Here is a 2,433-nt window from a genome sequence, read left to right as displayed (position 1 = left end):
GGGTCGTCACTGCGCAGGTCACCGACCGCGATGACATCGACGTCGAGCGTTCGCGGGCCCCACCGGACGGCCCGGACCCGCGCGGCCCGTTCCTCCACCTCGCGGACGACCTCGAGCAGATCACGCGGGGGCGCCGGACGCACCAGGACGACGGCGTTCAGGTAGTCGTCCTGCTCGGGTCCACCGACGGGTGCCGTCTCGTACACCGGTGAGCCGGCGAGCACCCCCAGCGCGCGGTCGAGCCGGTGGACGGCGGCGGACAGCCGGCCCAGACGATCACCGAGGTTGGACCCGAGCGACAGCACCGCATGGTCCGGCCGGGTCATCCGATCACCCGCCATCGGTGGCGACCCCCGCGGCCGCGTCCGGCGCGGTCACCGACTCGACGCCGTCGACCCGGTTCCGGACGATCGTCACCGCGACGTCGGCGAACGGAACCGCGATCGGGGCCGCGGGCTTGTGGACAGTCACCTCGGCCCGCATCACCCGACCGTCCCGCAGACAGGCGCGGACGAGTCGATCGGCGAGGGTCTCAATCAGATTCACGGGTTCTCCGGTGACGATCCCGGCAAGGGTCTCGGCAAGCTCGCCGTAGTGCACGGTGCGGGTCACGTCGTCGTGGGACGCTGCCGAGGAGAGGTCGAGCCACAGCGTGGCGTCGACGACGAACTCCTGGCCAAGATCCCGTTCCGCCGCCAGAACCCCGTGGTGGCCGCGAGCCCGCAGCCCCGACAGGGTGATCCGGTCGAGCGACGTGGCCCTCGGTCGGGAGGCGACCTCCGCCGCGGAACCCGTCACCGCGGAACCCACGGAACCTCCCGGTCTTCCACCCGGCCGGCGTCCACGGCCCAGCCGGGATCGACCTCGGGTCCGTCCCCGGGCCGGTCACCATCGTCCCGCCAGGCGCGCACGACCCGCACGGCGTCGGCGGCCGGCCGGACGGCATGCACCCGCACGCCCCACACCCCGGCCGCGGCCAGCAACGCGGTGGTCGCCTGGGTGGCGTCGTCCCGGTCTGCGACCGGCCGGGCCGAGCCGTTCGCGCCCGCCAGTACCGAGCCGAGAAACGACTTGCGGGACGTGCCGACCAGCAGCGGCCAGCCGAGCGCGAAGAAGGCGTCGATGTGGCGCAGAAGCGTCCAGTTGTGCCGGGCGGTCTTGGCGAAGCCGAGGCCGGGGTCAAGGATGACCCGATCCTCGGCGATCCCGGCGGCCAGCACGGCCTCGAGCCGGTCCACGAGTTCCGAGACCACCTCCGCGACCACGTCGCGGTACACCGCCCGGGACGCCATGTCCGCACTGGTCCCCCGCGCATGCATCAGCACATAGTGCACGCCGCGGTCGGCGACGAGACCGAGCAGATCGGGATCGGCGCCGCCGGACACGTCGTTGACGAGCACTGCCCCGGCGTCGACCGCGGCGGCGGCCACGGAGGCACGGCTGGTGTCGATGCTGACCCGGACGCCCGCGGCGGTGAGCTCGGCCACCACCGGGAGCACGCGACGCATCTCCTCGGCGGCGATGACCCGGGACGCGCCCGGTCGGGTCGACTCGCCACCGACGTCGACGAGATCCGCCCCGTCGTCGACCATCCGCAGCCCGGCCCGGACCGCCTCCAGCGGATCGAGGTAGGTACCGCCGTCCGAGAACGAGTCCGGCGTGACGTTGATGACGCCCATCACCCTGGTCAGGCCGCCCGGCACGAGGAGTTCCTCGACGGTCCCGCTCATGGGAGACCTCCACCGGACGTCGCGCCCAGCGGCGCACGGCGGTAGGCGTAGCGGTAGACCGGCCGGAAACCAAGATCGGCGTACAGGCCCCGCGCCGCGGCGCTGATCTCTTCGACCTGCAGATAAGCATGAGTGGCGCCTCTGCCCGCCGCCCACTCGGCGAGTGCCGCGATGACCCGGCGGGCCGCGCCCCGGCCACGGGCCACAGGCAGGGTCGCCATGCTGTAGACACCCAGCCAACGATCGTCCGCGATGCCGCGTCCGACCGCCGCCGGTACGCCGTCCACGGTCAGGGTGATGTAGATGGTGGGCAGCCGCAGCGCCGAGAGCACCGCGAGCGTGCCGGGCCGCTGCACGTTGAATGTCGTCAGCACCTGGCCAGCGACCTCCAGCCACTCATCCGTCGGCGTGGTGGTGACGGTCACCCCCACCGAGCCGGCAGCCGCCGGTGCCAGGTCGGCACCACGCACAAGGTCGGCGAGGGGCGCCGTGCAGACGTCGGTGGGACCGGTGTCGTCGTACCCGGCGGCGTCAAGGACCGCGCCGAGCCCGGTCGGCCGGGAGAAGGGCGCCAGCTGGAAGGTCGGCGGCAGACCGGCGGCGGTGTAGAAATCCCGCACCGTGGCGAGCGCCGCGGCGAGGTCGGGCACGTCACCGCGAGCCCAGACCGAGTTGCCTCGCCGGGACGATCCGGCGGACTCGC

General features: G+C 73.2%; 4 protein-coding genes. All 4 read right to left on the bottom strand.

What is annotated here, in order from left to right:
• The coding region (gene folK / locus ACY45C_RS03075) for a 2-amino-4-hydroxy-6-hydroxymethyldihydropteridine diphosphokinase (RefSeq protein WP_462186143.1) at window positions 1-341 on the bottom strand (341 nt) is incomplete at its 3' end.
• Entirely contained in the window at window positions 331-798 is a 468-nt protein-coding gene (gene folB / locus ACY45C_RS03070) for a dihydroneopterin aldolase (RefSeq protein ID WP_462186142.1), read from the bottom strand. The genes folB and folK, both read right to left, overlap by 11 nt.
• Entirely contained in the window at window positions 795-1,730 is a 936-nt protein-coding gene (gene folP / locus ACY45C_RS03065; RefSeq protein ID WP_462186141.1) for a dihydropteroate synthase, read from the bottom strand. Before folP ends, folB begins: the two co-directional genes overlap by 4 nt.
• A partial coding sequence (locus tag ACY45C_RS03060) for a GNAT family N-acetyltransferase (RefSeq protein WP_462186140.1) occupies window positions 1,727-2,433 on the bottom strand: 707 nt, incomplete at its 5' end. The genes ACY45C_RS03060 and folP, both read right to left, overlap by 4 nt.

The organism is Frankia sp. CcWB2 (genome assembly GCF_977927585.1).
Note: the sequence above shows the minus strand (reverse complement) of the source record. Positions and strands in the feature narration are given on the sequence as shown.